We start from the raw sequence: 17,836 nt of genomic DNA on the forward strand, positions 1-17,836 counted from the left end.
CGTCTCGACTCTCGTGGTTCCTCACCCGCCGCCGAGTCCGCTCCGATCGCACCCTCGCGGTCGAAGACCGAGCGTGGCTGTATGTCGACACGCGTGCTTTCATCACTCACTTGGTACCCCACAGTTCGCGGAACATCGACTGGTAGTCAAACTCAATGTCCCAACCCTGCTCGAACGCTTCTTCGGGGGCGGCGCCGATGTTCTCCGCGGTCCAGATGCGCTGCGGAAGGACCCAGAACTTCTCTGCTGGCTGGCCAGCCATCAAGCGAGCGAGGCTGTCGATGGCCAGCCAAGCCGAGTAGGGAGTCGGTGACGCCAACTCGAACGCCATCTCCCCGGTCTTGATCTGGGTCATCTGCTGGGGATAGCCCGTCATCGACATGAGCTTGACGCTGCCGGTCTTCCCGGCCTGCTGAATGCCCTGCTGCATGAAACTGACGCAACAGTCATCCGATCCCCAGATGTAGTTGATATCGGGGTGCTGCTGGAGCTGAGTCGTGACGAGCGGCGCAAGGCTCGTCCCCATGGTCGCTGCCGTGATGTCCGCCTTGTAGACGACGCAGTCGCCGCAGTCGCTGTCAAGCTTTTCGGCGATCGCCGCGGTCCGCTGCTGTACGTTCGTGAAACCCGGAACGTCGAGCAACAGCACGTGCGCCTTGCCCCCGGAGTCGGCCGTGATCCACTCGGCAACATCGGCCCCACCCACCTTTGGGTCCGGCGCGATGTATGTGTCAACTCCCTCGACGTCGTCATCCCCCGGGGTTTGCTGAGTGAGCACGAAGGGGACGTCCTTTGCCGCCACCGACTCCATTGCGTCGCCGAAGAGGTTCGGGTCCGCCGAGACTGCGACAATGCCATCGATACCGGACGCGACCGCCTGCTTGACGGTCTGGTTCCACACCGTGGGATCCAACTTGCCGTCGATCATGTCGACAGTCCATCCCAACGACTCTGCGACCCGCTTCTCTTCCTCTGCCTCGTTGACACACCCTTGGCCGGCGCTCCCGCAAGGCATGATCAGGATGTGCTTGCCGGTTGGCGGAGTGAACTTCTCCGTGGGGCCATCAACCTCATCGACCGGCCCCATGGCGTCCGTTACTACCGCTGACTCATCGCCGACGGCGCTGCCATTGTCTGTGCCGACGTCGTTCGAGCCCCCTGAACATGCTGCCAAGGTCAGGACGGATGCGGTTGCGATTGCTCCCCAGAGCATTGCGCCACTTCGGCGCAGAACGCGCCCGCCTTGTCGGTTGATACTCACCGTTGTGCCCTCCATCTTGTTAGAAGAATTCACGCGTGGACGACCCGAAGTCGCATCTGTGGGATCCTGACCACGTCGTCACAACGACGTGCATCGCGGACTGCTGTGTCAAGAGAGTCGTGACTGAACCCGATTCACGACCTGGCTTGGTCTTCCAAGGAACGTCCGGTTCCCGGCAGACGAGTGGTCGGCGCGACTGCGTAGCTCGCCTCGGCCAGCCGGTCTGCGCTTACTTCCCTGGCATCGGGGAACTCCGCGGCAATCAATCCGTGGCTAAGCACGAGCACGCGGTGAGACTGAGCGGCCACCTCTTCGAAATCGGTGCTAATCAGCAGCACTGCCGTGCCTGCGTCAGCTGCCTCATGGATGAGGTCATAGAGGACCTCCCGAGACCCAATGTCGACCCCCGCGGTCGGATCCTCCAGCACTGCGATCTCCGGGCGGTCCGCAAGCGCGCGTGCGAAGACGATCTTCTGTTGATTGCCGCCGCTGAGCTCTGAGACGTCGCGATCGGCTCGATCTCGCGGAACCACGCCAAACGCTTCGCACGTTCGAAGCACGGCTTGCGTCTCGCGACCAGGACTTCGGAATCCAGCGCGCGACCAGGCCCCGAACGCTCGGCGAGTGGGGAGCAGGTTCTCTCGCAAGGCAAGGCCGGTGATGATGCCCTCGCGCTGACGATCACCTGGCACGACCGCACACCCGCGGCTTGCCAGAGCCTCGGGACGACCGAGCGGGAGCCCTCGGCCGTTCAACTCGGCCGTTCCGCCGGTTGGCTTGTACGCCCCGGCGAATGTCTGCGCGAGTTCTCGCGTACCGCTGCCAACCAGGCCGCAGATCCCGAGTACCTCGCCGGCGTGAACGTCGAAGGAGATCGGTCCGGTCATCACGTCTGTGGTCAGGTCACGGACAACCAGCTTTGGTACGCGTCCGTGAGCCGAGTCGTCTTGTGGTCGCGCGCGCCGGCGAGATGCGCGGACTTCGGCTCCAACGATGTGCCGGACCAGGGCGTCGTGAGAGAGATCGCTCATCGCCGCCGTCACTACCTTCTTGCCATTGCGCAGCACTGTGACTCGGTCGACCAGTCCGGTCAGCTCGTCGAGCCGGTGCGTGACGTACAGGAAGGCCGCGCCGCCGCGACGCATGCTTCTGAGCGAGCGCGACAACCGCTCGACCTCAGGCTTGGGAAGGCTGGCGCTAACCTCGTCCAGGATGACGATGCGGGGCTCCAGCGCAAGTGCGCGAGCGACCGCACACAGCACCTGCTCGTCCCTCGAGAGCGAGCTGACCATGCGGTCCGGAGCGAACTCGGCGCCGATAGTCGCGAGCACGCGAGCCACCCGAGCGGACGTGGCGCGACTGCTGACGAGACCGAACCGCTTCTCGTAGCCCAACTGCAGAGCAATGTTGTCCGCGACGCTGATGTCCTCCACGAGGCCGAGGTCCTGGTGTACGAACGCGATCCCTGCTGCCCTGGCGGCCTCGGGGTCATGGCCGTGCCCGTGGGCGGACTCCAGTGGCACACCGTGGACCTCAATGCTGCCCGAGTCCAGGCTGTAGACACCGGCGAGGATCTTGATGAGGGTCGATTTTCCGGCTCCGTTCGCACCCAGGAGAGCGTGGATCTCCCCCGGCGCGACGTCGAACGAGACGCCTTGCAGCACTTCGCTCTGCCCGAACCGCTTGGTCAATCCCGAGAACCGGAGAGCCGGGGGCTCAAGGGCCCAATCAGCACTTGCCTCGCTCATGCGCAGGACCTCCCTGGATCAAACCACCATCGACGTCGTAAATTCGACGTAAAAGTAAACTCACGCTACGCGCGGCCATGCCGTGTGTCAACGGTCACAACCAGGCGAGGCGAGGCGATTCCGACAGGCAGAAACTCCCTGCGCGGAGAGAGGCATTTGGACCGTACGCCCGTGACTTCACTACACAGTCAATACTTTGACGTGTACGTTGGAGCGCGCCTAGGCCTCTCGCGTGAGGGCCTGGCTCACTGAAACGCAGCGCGGGTGGGGCTTTGTTGCCAGCCTCACTAGCCGACGACGTCACGGCGAGGAGCATCGGTATGTGATGGCGAGCATGCACATTCTGAATGTGCCGTGGGTCGAGCCGGTTGACATCAGCCATGCCGTCCTATGGCTCGCCTCGGACGAGGCTCGCTATGTCACAGGGTCGACTGTTCCCGTCGATGCCGGCGCGTTGGCTCCGTTCACCATCCCGCACGCAACCAGCGAGAGCTGACCAGATCGTCACGAAGTCAGGAGATCCAGATGTCCACTTCCCATGGCACGGGGCGCCTTGAGGGCAAGGTCGCCATCGTCACAGGCGCGGCGAGCGGAATGGGGGCCGCCGAGGCCGCCCTGTTCGTCGCAGAGGGCGCCCATGTCGTGCTGAGCGACGTCAATGACGAAGCGGGCATGGCGCTGGCTGAAGACCTCGGACCGAACGCGGCGTACGTGCACCACGACGTAGCTGACGAGGCGAGCTGGAACAAGCTGATCGGTCTTGTCGACTCGACCCACGGGCGCGTCGACATCCTGGTCAACAATGCTGGGCTCTCGCGCACCGGGACCCTTGCCGACCTATCTCTGGACGACTTCGACGCCATGGTGCGCGTCAACCAGCGCGGTGTGCTTCTCGGCATGCGCGCCGTGAGCCCAGCGATGCGGCGCGCGGGTCGTGGCAGTATCATCAACATCGCCTCGGGGGCAGCCTTGCGGGGCGTCCCGGGCCTCTTGGCGTACACCGGCACGAAGTTCGCCGTCCGAGGGATGACCCAGGTGGCCGCTCTCGAGCTCGCGCCCGACCAGATCCGGGTCAACGTGATCCATCCGGGTGCGATCGACACCCCGATGCATCGCGAGAACACCCCCGAGAGGCAGACCGAGCTCCTCGCCCTCATGCCGCTCAAGCGGCTCGGTGACCCGAGGGATGTCGCCGAGATGGCCCTCTTCCTCGCTTCCGATGCCTCGTCGTACGTGACCGGAGCCGACTTCCTCGTCGATGGCGGGGCCATGCTCTGACTCCCTGAATCAAGAGTAGCCCTGTTCGCGTAGGGCGGTGATGGCCGCGTGGCGTTCTTTCGTCTTGGTGACGATCTTCAGCTCATGGGCCGGAGTCGTCTGCTTGGGCATTCATGAGCGTGGCGAGCAGGTCGTCTCGAGCCCGGGCACAGGGCCGCCATCGAGCGGCACATAATCCCCTGGTTATGAACTCATCCAGCAAGTCTTTCTTGTGCTTATACCGCTTCCCTTCCGACACTGTTTCGGTACCGCCGGAGACGAGGGAGCCCCATGACAGCGATCGACACGACCACGGGCAACAGCGGAGCGGGGAACCAGGACCCGGACGGCGTGCAGATGCGAACCGGCCTGTCACCCAAGCTCGGCCCAGCGGCGGCGCAGATCCCGATGCGGCCATATCCGGAACACGCTCTGCCCCCTGGGGCGCATCCGAATGTCGTGGCTCCCGAGCACTTCCCACGGCTCTCCGCCGCAGAACGCGATCGGCGTTGGGACGGCCTGCGCAAGCGCATGATCTTCGGGGGTGTGGACTGCCTGATTCTCCTGGGCACGGACATGTACTGGGACATGGGCTTGGCCAACCTGCGCTACGTGACGGGCGTCGGGGCAAAGATGGGCACCAAGGGCTTGTTCTTCCTCGACGCGGATCCGATCGTCTACAACGCGGTTCCGCACATGAGCCGACCCTTCCATGCCCAGCAGACCGTGCAGGATTGGATCAGCGACATCCGAATCCTCCGCGGGCCAACGGAGATCGCCGCCGAGCTCCGTGACCGAGGGTTGGACAGGGCGAGGATCGGCATTGTCGGGTTCAGCTCCGCGATCCTCTCCGCGAGCGTCTTCGTCGACGCCGAACTGCAGGCTCTACGGGCCGCACTCCCAGAGGCGAGATTTGTCGACTTCGGCTACGCGCTGGAAGAGATGCGCATGATCAAGAGTGAGGAGGAGCTCGCCCTCATGCGACAGGGTGGGCAGGTCGCCCGCAAGGTGATCGACGCCATGGTGGAGGGAGCCCGCCCGGGCGTTCGGGAGGCGGAGCTGTACGCGGACATGGTGCGGACGCAGATCGCCAACGGCGCTGAGCCAAACATCTTCAACCTGATGACGTCCGGTCCCGTCGAGCACCCGCCCACCGAGATCTGGCACCTGCTGCACGGGAGTGACCAGCCGGCCTCGCCCACCATGCGTCCCTTGGCCGAGGGTGACAACGTCATCTCGGAGTTCCACACCAAGTACGGCGGCTACCTCGTGCACACCGAGTACACCGTCCACGTCGGGTCCCGCGTTCCCGCGCGGCTGCAACGGATCTGGGACGTCGCGGTCGAGTGCCTGGACATCAGTCAGGACATGATGCGTCCGGGGGTCACCGTCAGGGAGCTCCTGGAGGCATTGCGGCGACCCGTGGCGAAGGCACGCCTCGAATGGGTTGAGCTCGGGTTCCACGCCATGGGGTTGGTGTCGCCGGAGTTCCCGACGGTCGTCTATGAGCCGGGCTTCGGCATCGACACGGCGAACGGGAGCAAGATCGGGGATCTGGAGCTGGAGGAGGGCATGGCCTTCGGCAACAACATCGACCTGTTCGATCCCACCTGGAAGCCCGACGTCGGCTGCGTGCTCTCCGACTTCATGGTGGTTCGCGAGGGTGGAGCAGAACTCCTCGTGGGCACCCCCCGCACTATCGGACTCGGCGGCTGAGACCCGGCCTCCGGGCTGACCTGGATTCGATGACATGAACTCGACTGCCTTGAAGACGCCGCCGTCCTATGCGATCGCCAGCGTCGACCACGCCTTGAGGCTGGCCACCGTGCTACAGCTTGAGGGAGGTCTGACGGTGACCGCGGCTGCTGAACGCCTCGGCGTCGCCCGATCGACGGCCCATCGAGTTCTGCAGATGTTGGTCTACCGGGACTTCGCTCGGCAGGACGAGGAGCGCATCTACCGGCCTGGCCTCGTGCTTGAACTCGCCGCCCACTCGCCGTCTCGCACAGCCGCACTCAGAAAGGTGGCGCTGCCCTACCTGGAACGATTGAGCGCGACGTTCGACGAGTCGGTCAATGTCTCGATCCGGGCGGGAGAGACGACTCGATTCATCGCGAGCGTGGAGTGCCAGCGGGCATTGCGGGTGACCTCCAGAGAGGGGATGGTATTCCCGCTTCATCGCACGACTACCGGCATGCTGTACCTGGCCTCGCTGCCGGATCAAGAGTTGCGGCAGTATCTCGATCGGCATCCCGATGGTCGTGGTGCTCAACGGCGCAGCGTGCTACAAAGCGTCGGCCAAGCGCGACGCGACGGATTCGCGCTCAACCTCCATCGGTCGGAGAAGGGCCTCGTCGCCATCGGCGTACCCGTCCCCTGGGACGGAAGTGAATTGTTCGCCGGCCTCTCGGTGTCCTTGCCGAGCACGCGGTACGACGAGCGACGGGTGGACAGGTACGTCTCGGTTCTGCGATCGGCCAGCACCAAACTGGCACAGCACCTGGCGGCCTGGGGATTGCTGACAAATGAGAGAACGGTGAGACAGTGATTGACTTCGATCCCTTGGCGAGCATCCAGCGCTTCTATGACGCTGAGAACGAGTTCGTCAGAGCCGAGCCCTCCGACCGAGACATCAGTGTGATGCTCAAGGAACTCGATCCTGACGTGGTGGTGCATGTGCCGGATTCGTTGCCGCACGGAGGAACATGGCGAGGGCACGAAGGCTTCGAGAAGCTGTTCGATGTCGTGACAGAACGCTGGCAGGAGTTCGAGGTCGTCTACAACGACGCGAAGTGGCACCAGATCGATGACCGGCGAGTGCTGACCGAGGGCCGCCTGCGCGCCGTCTTACGGGTCAACGGCCTACACGTGGACATGCCGGTCGTCTCGATCTTCACGTTCACGAGCCGAGGCCTGTCACACCTGGATCACTTCTACAAAGACACTGCGGCCATCGTGTTTCCCGCAACCTGAGTGACCGATACGCGTCGGCGCCGCGGTGTCCCTCCGACGGGGGCTCTTGCGACCCCCGGCGGCCTGGCCGCGAACGTGACGACCGAAGACCCCGACAGGGCGCGCCACATCGCGGCGCCCGCAGGATTCAGGCCTGAGCCTGTATCGCCGGGAAGAGGACCGTGGCCACCCAGCCCTCCGGGTGGAAGCCCTCAACCACGGGCTGCTTGCTGGTCAGCATCCATCGCCCGTCAGCCTCACGCCGGAGGGTGTCCCGCCACCGACCCCAGTGGTCGGGCTGGGCGAGATCGGTGAACGCGATGTAGTAGCTGTCCGCAGTCGCCGTAGTCTCGCTGGTGAACTCGATGTGGATGGTCGTGAGGTGGTGTCGGATGAAGGTCGCCTCGTTGCCGGCCACGATCTTCTCGATCTCCGTCGCGGGCACTACGGTGCCGTCGAGCAGGATGAACTTCCCATCGGCGGTGAACAGGCGGGCCATGCCAGCGAAATCGGCCTCCTCCACGGCCATGTTGGCGTAACGCTGCAGGATCTCGGTGATTTCGGAGCGGGCGACTGTGCGCGCCATCGCCTCGGTGCTGGGGGTTTCCTGAATGCTCATGGCGCTAGTCTCGCGGTCGCGGCGGGTGCCGAACAGGACATTCTGTCCGTTGGAATCCCAGCAGTAGGCCTCAGATGTTCAGGGCGTCACTTGTCTCTTCTGACTCGGCCCCCAGCTCACGGCGAATCTCTCCCATCAGCCTCTGCTGGAGCTTGGAGAAGACCTTGTCAGGACGCCACACCAGAACGATGCGCTCCTGCAGGTCGAGCCCTGGGACGTGAACGGTGGCGAGAACCCCTGAGGCCACATCCGCGTCCACCACGTACCTCGGGAGGATCGCGGCCCAGCCGTGGTCGACCACCGCCTGCTTCGTCGACAACGCGTGGCCGAGCCGGATGACGAACGTGGGCTCGGTATCGCTCAGACGTCGCAGCTGCGAGATCATGCTCCGTTGAGCCGCAACGACGCGAGGGGCCCCGACGAGGGGCAGCCGCAAGGCGTCTTCCAACGTCAGCGACCCTCCCTCCGGTCGGAGATCTGCGCGGACAACGATGACCAGTGGCTCGTCACGGAGGATCAGCGACCGGATGTCGGCTCGTGTCTCGTCCGCGTCCCATGTCGTGACCGCGAAGTCGGCTTCCCCTGTCGTGATCTGTCGCAGGGCCTCCTGGGGCTGAACGACGTTCAGAGTGATGTCGGCATCGGGGTGGCCCTCGCGGAAGCGCGTGAGCACCCCGGGCATCAGGTAGCTGCCCACTCCCATGCTGGCTGCGGCGACGGCGGTCCCCCCTCGCCCGGACTCGATGCCTTCCACATCGCGGCGGAGCTCTGCGGCACTGGCCAGAATGCTCCTCGCCCACGCATCGGTCCTCTCGCCCGCCTCCGTGAGGATGAGCTGGTTCCCTCGCCGGATGAACAGCCTGGCGCCGAGCCACTCCTCGAGGGCTCGCAACTGACTGGAGACGGCCGGCTGGGCGATCATGAGGAGCGACGCCGCGCGGGTCACACTCCTCTCGTCGACAACGAGCCGGAAGACCTCGAGTCGCCGGAGAGACAACTGTGGCTCCATCGGCCCCTCATAATGTTTCGCTTATAAAGCCATCGCGTAACTAGTTCTTGTATTTATACCAGCTCCGTCACGACACTAACTCCAGTGGCCCCGGCGTCGAGCGAAGTCCCTGACAGCAATCAGCCCACGTCGGCAGCGAGGCGGGGAACCGGGTCAAGCGGCGGCTTGGCGGGCTGCGAGGTTGCGCGGTCGACCCCTCGCCGTGCTCGTCTGGACTTGTAGGCACAGGAGGCAGGCCCGTGCAGGGACTCATGCAGGACTTCCCCTTGACCGTTGGATCCATCTGGGAACGCGGAATCTCGTACTTTCCCGAGAGCCGGATCATCACGCGGACTAAGACCGCCGTCGTTCGGACCACCTATCGGGACCTGGGCACCGAGACGCGTCGGTTGGCGAACGCACTGGATCGGCTCAGGCTGGCTCCCGACGCGCGAGTCGGCTCGTTCGGCTGGAACACAGCCCGACACCTCGCTCTGTACTTCGCCGTGCCGGCCACCGGGCGAGTCCTGCACACGATCAATATCAGGTACTTCCCTGAGCACATCCGCTTCTCGATGGACCACGCCGAGGACGAGGCGATCTTCGTGGACTCCTCGCTCCTGCATCTCTTGGCTCCGCACCTCCCGCATCTCCCGCGCGTTCGCCATGTGGTCCTGATGGACGACGGTGGCGGGGCGGGCGACGTCCCCGACGACTCGAGGATCGTGGGCTGGGACGAGTTGCTCGGCAGCTCGGACGAAACAGATCTTCGCGACCGGGTCGGCGACGAGCATCGGGCTGCGGCCCTGTGCTACACCACCGGTACCACCGGGAACCCTAAGGGCGTCCTCTACTCGCACCGTTCGATCTGGCTCCACTCCAATGCCGGCGTCTCGGCGTCCGTGACCGCAGTCACGGACAGGGACGTCGTGATGCCGGTCGTGCCGATGTTCCATGCCATGGCCTGGGGGCTGCCGTACACCGCGTTCCAAGCCGGCGCGGACCTCGTGCTGCCTGGTCCCGACCTGTCGCCCGCCGCCGTTCTCGAACTGATGAGCCGGGAACGGGTCACTTACAGCGCCGGCGTTCCAAGCATCTGGATGGGCGCCCTCCCGCTACTCCAGGACTACGACCTCTCCCAGCTGGATCGCATCCTTGCAGGAGGCTCGGCAGTCCCCGTCGCCCTCTCGGAGGGCTACAGGGAGGCGCTCGGGTTCCCGATCACCCAGGCCTGGGGTATGACCGAGGTGTCGCCCCTCGGGTCCATCGCCCGCCTTCGACCCGAGATGGAGGAGCTCGGGGAGGACGAGAAGGCCTACTGGCGCAGCACTGCGGGGATGCCACTTCACGGCGTCCAGGCACGCATCGTCGACGACGAAACCCATGAGGAGTTGCCCTGGGACGACACCCACCGTGGTGAACTCGAGGTCCGCGGCCCCTGGATCGCCCGGCGATACTACCGCCGGGAGGGTGACCAAGAACAGTTCTCCCCGGATGGTTGGCTACGCACCGGCGACGTCGCGTGTATCTCGCCCTCGGGCTTCATCAGGCTCGTCGATCGCACCAAGGACCTGGTGAAGTCCGGCGGTGAATGGATCAGCTCGGTCGAGCTGGAAAACCTGATCATGTCCCATCCCTCGGTCGCGGAGGCAGCGGTGGTGGCCGTCGCGCACCCACGATGGATGGAGCGGCCGTTGGCCTGTGTGGTCGTCAAGGACGGGGGCGCGCTGACCAAGGATGAGGTCATCGACTTCCTGGCTGCTCGGCTGGAGCGCTGGCAGATCCCGGACGACGTCGTCTTTCTGGAGGAGATCCCCAAGACCAGCGTGGGCAAGTTCAGCAAGAAGACGCTGCGCGATCAGTTCGCCGACTACGTCCTGCCCTCGGCATGAGAGACGCAACCCCCGAGCTCGACGGGCTCAGCACCGCACGGGTGTCCCGAGCTCCGCTGCCGTTGGTCCGCATCGGCCGGTCGCCCCCGTCGTCCAAGGTCTGCCGTCGAGCGGCGGGCAATGCTACGGTTGCGATGAAATATTGACGTAGACGTACAGAAGCGAGCGCGATGCGGGTCAGGCAGACCGCGCGTCTGCGCAGCAAGACCGAAGAATTAAGACGAGAGTGTGTTCACCCAGACAGGGAGATACGTCATGCAGACGTGGCAGGTCGGCAACTTCAAGATCACGAAGGTTCACGAGCTTCCGATCGAGGTCGGATTGCTTGATGGGCTCATCCCGGAACTGACACCGGAGGCCGTGCGAGAGATCGACTGGTTGTATCCGGACTACGTGAACGAATCAGGCCAGATTCTCGCCGATCTCCACTCTTTCGTCATCGACAACGGCGAGCACGTGATCCTGACCGACGCCGGCTGTGGCAACGGCAAGAGCTATCCGATGCAGCCGATCTGGAGCGACCTGGACACCCCGTTCCTGGAGAGGCTCCAGGAGGCGGGCTACGGCCGCGATGACATCGACATCATCCTCTGCACACATGCGCATCTCGATCACGTCGGGTGGTTCAGTATGCGTGACGAGGAAGGCAAGTGGGTCCCCACCTTCCCCAACGCACGGCTCGTGATGGTGCGCGACGAGTACGAGCGCCACCTGAGCCAGATCGTCGAGACGGGCGAGGTCCAGGACGTGTCGGACGCCGCTGGCGATGACGACGTCGATCTCATCGCGCGGGCCTTTCATCCGGACACCTCTGCTCTGTCGAACCAGACCAGACTGATCCAGGAGGAGTCGTTCCAGCCGATCGTCGACGCAGGTCGCCTGGAGCTTGTCCCGACAGACGGGCAGGTCGTCCCGGGGGTCCGGTACGAGTCGACCCCGGGCCACACCACCGCTCACCACAGCATTCGCTTGGACTCCGACGGTGCCACCGCGTTCGTGACCGGAGACGCCTTCCATCACCCAATCCAGATCGCTCGCCCTGACTGGAGCTCGCAAGGCGATTGGGACGGCGGGGCGTCCGCGCGCAGTCGACGCGCCGTGCTCGAGTCGTGCGCTGGAACGGACCTGCTGTTCATGGGCACGCACTTCGCCGGCATCACCGCCGGCTACATCGTCGAAGACGGCGAAGGCTTCCGCCTGGTGGAGAGCCGCCCGCCTAGTGTCGAGCGTCGTTGAGGGTTGGGTGACCCGGCAAGCGCCTCAGGGTCACAGCCACGGCCCCAGGTCGGGTGCGCCCTCGAGGTGGTGCGGGCGGCCGGTGAGCCATGCGGCGCGCTCGGTGAGCGGACCGTCGACGTCGGGAACTGCGCCGCGCTTGGCGAGGACGTCGGCGCAGAGCGCCTCGAGAAAGTCGTCTGGCAGGTCGGCGAAGGTGACACCCAGGTCCAGGTCGACCGCGTGCACACACACCTCGCGGGCGCGTAGCCAAGGGATCTCCGTGGCCGGCACGGTGCGGCCCTGCGCGGTGACGACCTCGGCCACCCACTGCTCCTCGGTGAGCCGGCGCATCGACGAGGCCAGGGTCGCGGCCGATCGCCGGAGCCACGCATCCAGCTCGCCGGGTGACATCGCGAGTCCGCGTTCGATGCCCACCGCGCGGGCCTCGGGCGAGGCGTACATCGGCTTCGGCTCGCCGGTCGCTGCCCACTGGATCAGGTTGCCGAGCGCATCGGCGTTGGCCGCGACGTGGGCGGTCAGGTGCTTGCGGGTCCAGCCGGGCAAGGTGCTGTCGCCGTCGTATGCCACTGCGTCGATGAAGAGCTCGGTGCCGTGGTCGGACCAGCGACGGGCGTCGTCGAGCGTCCTCACTTCTTTACGACCTTGTTGACGCAAGCGCCGAGGCCCTCGATCTCGGTCACGACGGTTTCGCCGCCGACCAGGTAGACCTTCGGGTCGCGGGCGTGGCCGACCCCGGCAGGCGTACCGGTCGCTATGAGGTCGCCCGGATTGAGCCGGACAATCGTGGAGACGTACTGCACCAGGTGTACCGGGTCGAAGAGCAGCGTGCCGGTGTCGTCGGACTGCATCAACTGCCCGTCGACCGTGGTCGTTACCCGGAGCGCCGGCCGGACACCGCCGATCTCATCGGGCGTCACCAGCCATGGGCCGACCGGCGTCGAGGAGTCCCAGATCTTGCCCTGGGTCCACTCGATCGTGCGGAACTGCCAGTCGCGCACCGACACGTCGTTCATCACCGTGAACCCGGCGATCGCAGCGACGGCCTCCTCCTCGTTCGCCCGGCGCACTGACGCCCCGACGACCACCACGAGCTCGACCTCCCAGTCGAGGGCCTCGGTCTCGACCGGCTTCACGATGTCGTCGTGCGCGCCGATGAGGGTGTCCGCAAACTTCGGGAAGAGGGTCGGGTACGCCGGCAACTCGCGCCCCATCTCTTGGATGTGGTTTCGGTAGTTGTGGCCGACGCAGACGACCTTCGACGGGCTGGGCACCACCGAGGCGAAGTCCGCGCCGTCCACCTCGTACGTCGCCCCACCGGTCGCCTCGGGCGATCCGGCCGCGAGGTAGGCGCCTACATCGGCGTATCCGACGTCGACGAGGGCATCACCCTCGCGCCGGACCGCGCGGGTGCCGTCGATCGTGCGGATGGTGGCGAGCCTGGTCATCGGTCGTCCTTGCCATTCGAGTGCTGGGTACGGTCGAGCCGGAGCGCCTCGAACACGGGCGCGTCGGAGAAGCGGAAGAGGTCGAGGGCGCCGGAGTCCGAGTCGGTCGCGCCGGCCTCGGAGCGCGCGGAGAATGGCTCCCACGACGGCACGACGAACAGGTCGCCGCGGCCGACCGTCCAGGTCCGGTCGCCGACCATGACCGTGCCCGAGCCGTCGAACACCTGGTAGACCGACGAGCCGGTCTCGCGGACTGGCGCGGTCTCGGCACCGCGGACGACCCGATGCATCTCGGCCCGGACCGTCGGCAGTACGTCGGCGCCCGTAGCAGGGTTCGCGAAGCGGACCGCCGCGTGGCCGGGCTCCACGGTGCCGCCGTACCCCTCGACCTCGATGGCGAGCTGGTCGGCCAGCGCGCGATCGGTGAACTCCCACTTATAGGCGAGCAGCGGCGAGGGCGGCGTCAGGCTCGTGGCCGATAGCGGGCGCAGGCCGGGGTGGCCCCACAGCCGCTCGGAGCGCGAGCGGTCCGGCGTGATCCGCTCTTCGTCTGGGATCTCGTCGCGCCCGAACTCGAAGAACTGGGCCTCGGTGAAGTACTGCAACGGGATGTCCAGCCCGTCGATCCACGCCATCGGCTCGGCGGTCGCGTTGTGGTGGGCGTGCCAGTTCCAGCCCGCCTGCGGCAGGAAGTCGCCGCGGCGCATCGGCACCGGATCGCCTCCGACGACGGTCCATACGCCTGTGCCCTCGACGACAAAGCGGAACGCGTGCTGGGTGTGCCGATGCTCGGGCGCGTCCTCGCCGGGCATGAGGTATTGGATCGCGGCCCACAGTGTCGGTGTCGCGAACGGCCGGCCGCCCAGGCTGGGATTCGCCAGCGCGATAGCTCGACGCTCACCCCCGCGGCCGACCGGCACGATCTCGCCGGCCTGCCTTGCGAGGGCACGCAGGCTCTCCCACCGCCATAGGTGCGGCACCGCGCGTGACCGCGGGTGCTCCGGCATCAGGTCGCCGATCTCGGTCCACAGCGGGATGAGCAGCTCCTGCTCGAAGTCGCGGTAGAGCTGCTCCAGGGCCGGCGTGACGTCGGGCTGGTCGGGAGCAGCCACAGCCCGCAGCCGCACAGGGGTGTCAATCCTCATGGAAGTAGCCTGCGGCTTGCCTCGGGACGTGGAACAGGAGTTTCCGTTCTACAGAATGAAGACTCCGTCGCCGTACGCTCTTGTTCGCGGACCGCACTTTTGCGCGCTGTCGCACCCCCGGTGCCTCGGGGCTCTGGGTGGCGGTGGCCGACCTACCTAGCGTCGAAGTCAGCGACCTTCGTTCGATCCATTCGGGGTCGACTCAACAGATGGGATTAGCTGATGACGAATACCGACGACCTTCGTGAGTGGTACCTGCGATACGTGGCGGACCTCAACGCCCACAAGTTCGACGGGATGGAGCAGTTCATTGCCGACGACGTCGTCCTCAACGGGGAGCCCGGTCAGCGGGAAGACGTCATCGCGGTCCAGAAGCACGACATCGAAGCGGTCCCAGACCTCCGCCGTGGTGCGCAGCGTCGGGCTCGGTGTGCGTGCGCGGCTGATTACGGCTTCTTGCCGATGCCGTAATAGCTGGGCTGGCCGCTGCCAGCATCGCCAAGCTGTCCGGGGCCACGGCCGGTGTCGAGTATTTGCAGGCCGTCGAAGAACTTCGTGACCTGGGCGCGAGTGCGCATTGTCAGGGGTGTGTCCGACAGTTCGTTGTAGCGACGTGCCCCTTCGGTAACCGTATCGGTGCGGATGTCGCTCGCCCCGTGCACCATGACGAGGAAGCTGCCGGGCGGCACCGCATCCATCAGGCGGCTCACGATCGCGTGGGGGTCGTCGGCGTCTGGAATGAAGTGCAGGACGTTGATCAGTAAGATGGCGATCGGATGGCTGAAGTCCAGGGTGTCGGCGGCCTCGCCGAGGATGGTCTCGGTGTCACGCAGGTCCGCCCGGATGAAGGCGGTGCCTCCCTCTGCATGGTTGGCAAGCAAGGCCCGGGCATGGGAAGCCACCACCGGGTCGTAATCCACGTAGACGACGCGGGAACTAGGCGCGGCCTGCTGCGCCACCTCATGGACATTGCCGACTGTGGGCAAGCCGGACCCGATGTCCAGGAACTGGCGGACGCCGTGATCCTCCGCCAGGGTGCGGATTGACGAGGCGAGGAATTCCCGGCAGCGCCGTACTGCCTCTGGCATCCATGGCAGCAGTTGCATCACCTTCTGCGCCGCTTCCCGATCGGCGGCGAAGTTGTCCTTCCCGCCAAGCCAGTAGTCCCAGATGCGCGCCGGGTTCGCGACGGTGACGTGAAAAGACGGGAGATCCCCGCCTACTTTTCCGCCGCGCGCCCCGCCCCGTGGCGCTTCCTGATCCTCCGACGGCCTTACAGTCATCCTCGCTGTCCCTTCACCCATCCGCCGCAGCTGCCGGCAAGCCGTCGTCCTGACCAGCTACCCGCCCGCGTCCGCCACCCGCACCTAAACCCCCGGACGACTGGGCCCGAGACCGGCAATACCGCAAATAGTAAGGCTAACCGGATACCGGGCGGAGGCCTTCTGGCGCCGGTGCGCACAGACGGGAAGTCGGAGAGTTCCGCCTCCGAGGTCGCGGTGCAGGGTGCGCGTGCTGACCCAAGTTCCGCGGCGAGGCTGACCCCGGTCGTGTGGTCGCGCTCGGCCAGCAGCGCCTTGACCGCACCCAGGCGCAGGACCTCATCGCCATCTTCAGCCCGCCGCGCGTGGACTTCTCCGCTCAGCGGGGCGTGGGACCGCCGGCGTCTGGCTGTCCCACGCTCATGCCGTTCGGTGGAACGCACTCACCCGAGTTTGCTCTACGGTGCGATCGACCAGAGCTGGCAGGTGTTGTTGAGCCACATCCACAGCCGGGCCGGCGTGCCGTTCGCCGTGCCGCAGTTCTGGTCGTCGAGCACCATGCCGCTGTTCTCGACCACCAGCTCATATCGGCCGTTGCCTGCAGGGATGACCGCCCACTGCTGGCACGTGTTGCCGAGCGGCTCCCACAGGTTGACGGCCGTGCCGAGGGCCAGCCCGCAGTTGACCGCGTCGAGCACCTTGCCGGCGTTGACGTTGGTGATCGTCCACTTGTTCGCACCGACGCTGTTGAAGCGCCACTGCTGGCAGGCGTTGCCGAGCGCCTGCCACTGGTCGATCTGCGTGCCGTTGGCCGTGCCGCAGTTGACGGCGTCCAGCACCTTGCCGCTTGTGAGGTTCGTGAGCCGGTAGGTGGCTCCGTTCACGGGGAAGGGGACGCTCTTGCCGTAGCCGACGGAGACGACGTTGGCCTGCACGGCGTTCTCCGTTGCGTCGCTCGGATAGCCGCTGGTCATGACGCCTTCGAAGAACGATCCGACAGAGCCGTTGCTGTTGTCGCCGCCGATGCCGAGGATGATCGCGCCCTGCTTGGTCATCGGGCGGTAGCCGGCCTGGGTCGGCAGCGCTCCGTTGTACCGCGTCGCCAGGCTGCCGGACTGCGCGTTGCCGTCCTTGATGGCGTATGTCGAGGTGCCGTTGTTCTTCAGCATCGCCGTCACGAACGCGGAGCTACGGCCGGTGTTCGAGGTCCAGGAACCGTTGCCACCGGCGAACAACCCGTTCTCGAGGTCCGCCGCGACGCGCGGCCCGCCCGCACACGGTGAGAACCAGCAAAGTGTGCCGAAGTAGATCGCGTCCATGTCGCCGTTGCCGGTGTCCATGTTGTTGGTCTCGGCGTTGCCGTAGTCGAAGCAGCACCGGTTGTTGACGTGAGTGCCCTCGGTCACCATGTACATGCCCTCGGGCTGGCTGCCGGTGGCGACGCCGTTCGTCGCGTTGTTGCGGTAGCCGTTGCCCGCGGAAATGTAGACGCCGTAGACCTTGTGGCCACCTGCCGTCACGGGCAGAGCCGCCGCGTTCGCGCCTTGGTCGGCGGTGGGATTGGCGCCGCCGCCGGGAGCGATCGTGAGGTCGTTGTGGCGCGACGTCTGGTCGTAGATGCGAACGATCGTGCAGTACGTGCCCGAGCAGAAGGAGTCCTGGGTCGCGGCGTTCGCGTAACCCCCGGCGCTGAGCACGCCGATGTTGGTCGTCGCACCGTCGGACCAGCGCCGCACCTGGTAGAGCGCCCCGTTGTAGGAGCCGAAGAGCGCACGGGTGGTGCTGTGAGCGGCGACGCACGGCGTGCCGCCGCTCGCGTAGATGTCGCAGGACAACGTGCCGGCCGCCTGTGCCGTGCCTGGTACGGCGACCAGCGCGGTGGCGACGAGCGCCGCGAAGGAGGCGACGGTGAGGGCCGTTCGCCGCCAGTGGCGCGGAGACCAGAAACCCATGGTGTGCCTTTCGTGTGCAGCGAGGCAGCGCAGTGCCGGTGGTGACCATTCGAGGGAAGGTGCATGTTAGCGTTAA

At 65.8% G+C, this 17,836-nt stretch carries 17 protein-coding genes; 8 read left to right on the forward strand and 9 right to left on the reverse strand.

What is annotated here, in order from left to right:
- Positions 1–106: 106 nt before the first annotated feature.
- Together Aple_RS12605 and Aple_RS12610 are read right to left on the reverse strand one after the other, a co-directional pair.
- Positions 107–1,261, reverse strand: a complete 1,155-nt coding sequence (locus tag Aple_RS12605; RefSeq protein ID WP_170321434.1) for a sugar ABC transporter substrate-binding protein — start codon at positions 1,259–1,261, stop codon at positions 107–109.
- Positions 1,262–1,395: 134 nt separating this feature from the next.
- Entirely contained in the window at positions 1,396–3,009 is a 1,614-nt protein-coding gene (locus Aple_RS12610) for a sugar ABC transporter ATP-binding protein (RefSeq protein WP_155344740.1), read from the reverse strand.
- Between the two features lie 232 nt (positions 3,010–3,241).
- Between Aple_RS12610 and Aple_RS55515 the strand changes: the two genes are divergently transcribed.
- The 5 genes from Aple_RS55515 (at position 3,242) to Aple_RS12635 (ending at position 7,239) form a co-directional block, all read left to right on the forward strand.
- Positions 3,242–3,505 carry an SDR family oxidoreductase gene (locus Aple_RS55515; protein ID WP_281361548.1) on the forward strand — a complete coding sequence of 88 codons (264 nt, stop codon included), beginning with the start codon at positions 3,242–3,244 and terminating at the stop codon, positions 3,503–3,505.
- 29 nt (positions 3,506–3,534) lie between these two features.
- The gene (locus Aple_RS12620; protein WP_155344741.1) at positions 3,535–4,287 is read left to right on the forward strand and encodes an SDR family NAD(P)-dependent oxidoreductase; all 753 of its coding nucleotides are present in this window, start codon (positions 3,535–3,537) and stop codon (positions 4,285–4,287) included.
- 270 nt (positions 4,288–4,557) lie between these two features.
- A complete protein-coding gene (locus Aple_RS12625) occupies positions 4,558–5,982 on the forward strand; it encodes a M24 family metallopeptidase (protein ID WP_218038287.1) in 1,425 nt (474 codons plus the stop codon).
- A gap of 34 nt (positions 5,983–6,016) precedes the next feature.
- Complete coding sequence (locus Aple_RS12630; RefSeq protein ID WP_155344742.1) at positions 6,017–6,814, forward strand: IclR family transcriptional regulator; 798 nt, start codon at positions 6,017–6,019, stop codon at positions 6,812–6,814.
- A 14-nt stretch (positions 6,815–6,828) separates the two neighbouring features.
- Entirely contained in the window at positions 6,829–7,239 is a 411-nt protein-coding gene (locus Aple_RS12635) for a nuclear transport factor 2 family protein (RefSeq protein WP_170321435.1), read from the forward strand.
- Positions 7,240–7,366: 127 nt separating this feature from the next.
- Here the strand turns inward: Aple_RS12635 and Aple_RS12640 are convergent, their stop codons facing one another.
- Positions 7,367–7,837: a nuclear transport factor 2 family protein gene (locus tag Aple_RS12640; RefSeq protein WP_155344744.1), complete on the reverse strand. Its 471-nt coding sequence runs from the start codon at positions 7,835–7,837 to the stop codon at positions 7,367–7,369.
- A gap of 70 nt (positions 7,838–7,907) precedes the next feature.
- Entirely contained in the window at positions 7,908–8,846 is a 939-nt protein-coding gene (locus Aple_RS12645; RefSeq protein ID WP_155344745.1) for a LysR family transcriptional regulator, read from the reverse strand.
- A 251-nt stretch (positions 8,847–9,097) separates the two neighbouring features.
- Between Aple_RS12645 and Aple_RS12650 the strand changes: the two genes are divergently transcribed.
- Complete coding sequence (locus Aple_RS12650; RefSeq protein WP_281361554.1) at positions 9,098–10,717, forward strand: long-chain fatty acid--CoA ligase; 1,620 nt, start codon at positions 9,098–9,100, stop codon at positions 10,715–10,717.
- A 255-nt stretch (positions 10,718–10,972) separates the two neighbouring features.
- A complete protein-coding gene (locus tag Aple_RS12655) occupies positions 10,973–11,953 on the forward strand; it encodes an MBL fold metallo-hydrolase (protein WP_155344747.1) in 981 nt (326 codons plus the stop codon).
- 30 nt (positions 11,954–11,983) lie between these two features.
- Here the strand turns inward: Aple_RS12655 and Aple_RS12660 are convergent, their stop codons facing one another.
- From Aple_RS12660 to Aple_RS12670, 3 genes are read right to left on the reverse strand one after another with little or no spacing between them, the layout of a single operon-like run.
- Positions 11,984–12,586: a maleylpyruvate isomerase family mycothiol-dependent enzyme gene (locus Aple_RS12660; RefSeq protein ID WP_218038289.1), complete on the reverse strand. Its 603-nt coding sequence runs from the start codon at positions 12,584–12,586 to the stop codon at positions 11,984–11,986.
- Complete coding sequence (locus Aple_RS12665) at positions 12,583–13,401, reverse strand: fumarylacetoacetate hydrolase family protein (protein ID WP_155344749.1); 819 nt, start codon at positions 13,399–13,401, stop codon at positions 12,583–12,585. Before Aple_RS12665 ends, Aple_RS12660 begins: the two co-directional genes overlap by 4 nt.
- Positions 13,398–14,546 carry a cupin domain-containing protein gene (locus Aple_RS12670; RefSeq protein ID WP_155344750.1) on the reverse strand — a complete coding sequence of 383 codons (1,149 nt, stop codon included), beginning with the start codon at positions 14,544–14,546 and terminating at the stop codon, positions 13,398–13,400. The genes Aple_RS12665 and Aple_RS12670 overlap by 4 nt, the downstream gene beginning before the upstream one ends.
- A gap of 222 nt (positions 14,547–14,768) precedes the next feature.
- Between Aple_RS12670 and Aple_RS12675 the strand changes: the two genes are divergently transcribed.
- On the forward strand, positions 14,769–15,017 hold the full coding sequence (locus tag Aple_RS12675) for a nuclear transport factor 2 family protein (RefSeq protein WP_155344751.1): 249 nt from the start codon (positions 14,769–14,771) through the stop codon (positions 15,015–15,017).
- Here Aple_RS12675 and Aple_RS12680 read toward each other — a convergent pair.
- Both Aple_RS12680 and Aple_RS12685 read right to left on the reverse strand, forming a co-directional pair.
- Positions 14,993–15,829, reverse strand: coding sequence for an SAM-dependent methyltransferase (locus Aple_RS12680; protein ID WP_170321436.1), 837 nt, complete (start codon positions 15,827–15,829; stop codon positions 14,993–14,995). The genes Aple_RS12675 and Aple_RS12680 overlap by 25 nt on opposite strands.
- A 437-nt stretch (positions 15,830–16,266) precedes the next feature.
- Positions 16,267–17,760 carry an arabinofuranosidase catalytic domain-containing protein gene (locus Aple_RS12685; protein ID WP_155344753.1) on the reverse strand — a complete coding sequence of 498 codons (1,494 nt, stop codon included), beginning with the start codon at positions 17,758–17,760 and terminating at the stop codon, positions 16,267–16,269.
- Between the last annotated feature and the right edge of the window lie 76 nt (positions 17,761–17,836).

This window comes from Acrocarpospora pleiomorpha, assembly GCF_009687885.1.
Classification (GTDB): Bacteria; Actinomycetota; Actinomycetes; order Streptosporangiales; family Streptosporangiaceae; genus Acrocarpospora; species Acrocarpospora pleiomorpha.

What these genes read in the sequence shown, in the direction of transcription:
- Aple_RS12610 (WP_155344740.1), bottom strand. Translation starts at nt 3,009, where the DNA reads ATGAGCGAGGCAAGTGCTGATTGGGCCCTTGAGCCCCCGGCTCTCCGG.
- Aple_RS12620 (WP_155344741.1), top strand. Translation starts at nt 3,535, where the DNA reads ATGTCCACTTCCCATGGCACGGGGCGCCTTGAGGGCAAGGTCGCCATC.
- Aple_RS12625 (WP_218038287.1), top strand. Translation starts at nt 4,558, where the DNA reads ATGACAGCGATCGACACGACCACGGGCAACAGCGGAGCGGGGAACCAG.
- Aple_RS12630 (WP_155344742.1), top strand. Translation starts at nt 6,017, where the DNA reads ATGAACTCGACTGCCTTGAAGACGCCGCCGTCCTATGCGATCGCCAGC.
- Aple_RS12640 (WP_155344744.1), bottom strand. Translation starts at nt 7,837, where the DNA reads ATGAGCATTCAGGAAACCCCCAGCACCGAGGCGATGGCGCGCACAGTC.
- Aple_RS12645 (WP_155344745.1), bottom strand. Translation starts at nt 8,846, where the DNA reads ATGGAGCCACAGTTGTCTCTCCGGCGACTCGAGGTCTTCCGGCTCGTT.
- Aple_RS12650 (WP_281361554.1), top strand. Translation starts at nt 9,098, where the DNA reads ATGCAGGACTTCCCCTTGACCGTTGGATCCATCTGGGAACGCGGAATC.
- Aple_RS12655 (WP_155344747.1), top strand. Translation starts at nt 10,973, where the DNA reads ATGCAGACGTGGCAGGTCGGCAACTTCAAGATCACGAAGGTTCACGAG.
- Aple_RS12665 (WP_155344749.1), bottom strand. Translation starts at nt 13,401, where the DNA reads ATGACCAGGCTCGCCACCATCCGCACGATCGACGGCACCCGCGCGGTC.
- Aple_RS12670 (WP_155344750.1), bottom strand. Translation starts at nt 14,546, where the DNA reads ATGAGGATTGACACCCCTGTGCGGCTGCGGGCTGTGGCTGCTCCCGAC.
- Aple_RS12675 (WP_155344751.1), top strand. Translation starts at nt 14,769, where the DNA reads ATGACGAATACCGACGACCTTCGTGAGTGGTACCTGCGATACGTGGCG.
- Aple_RS12680 (WP_170321436.1), bottom strand. Translation starts at nt 15,829, where the DNA reads ATGACTGTAAGGCCGTCGGAGGATCAGGAAGCGCCACGGGGCGGGGCG.
- Aple_RS12685 (WP_155344753.1), bottom strand. Translation starts at nt 17,760, where the DNA reads ATGGGTTTCTGGTCTCCGCGCCACTGGCGGCGAACGGCCCTCACCGTC.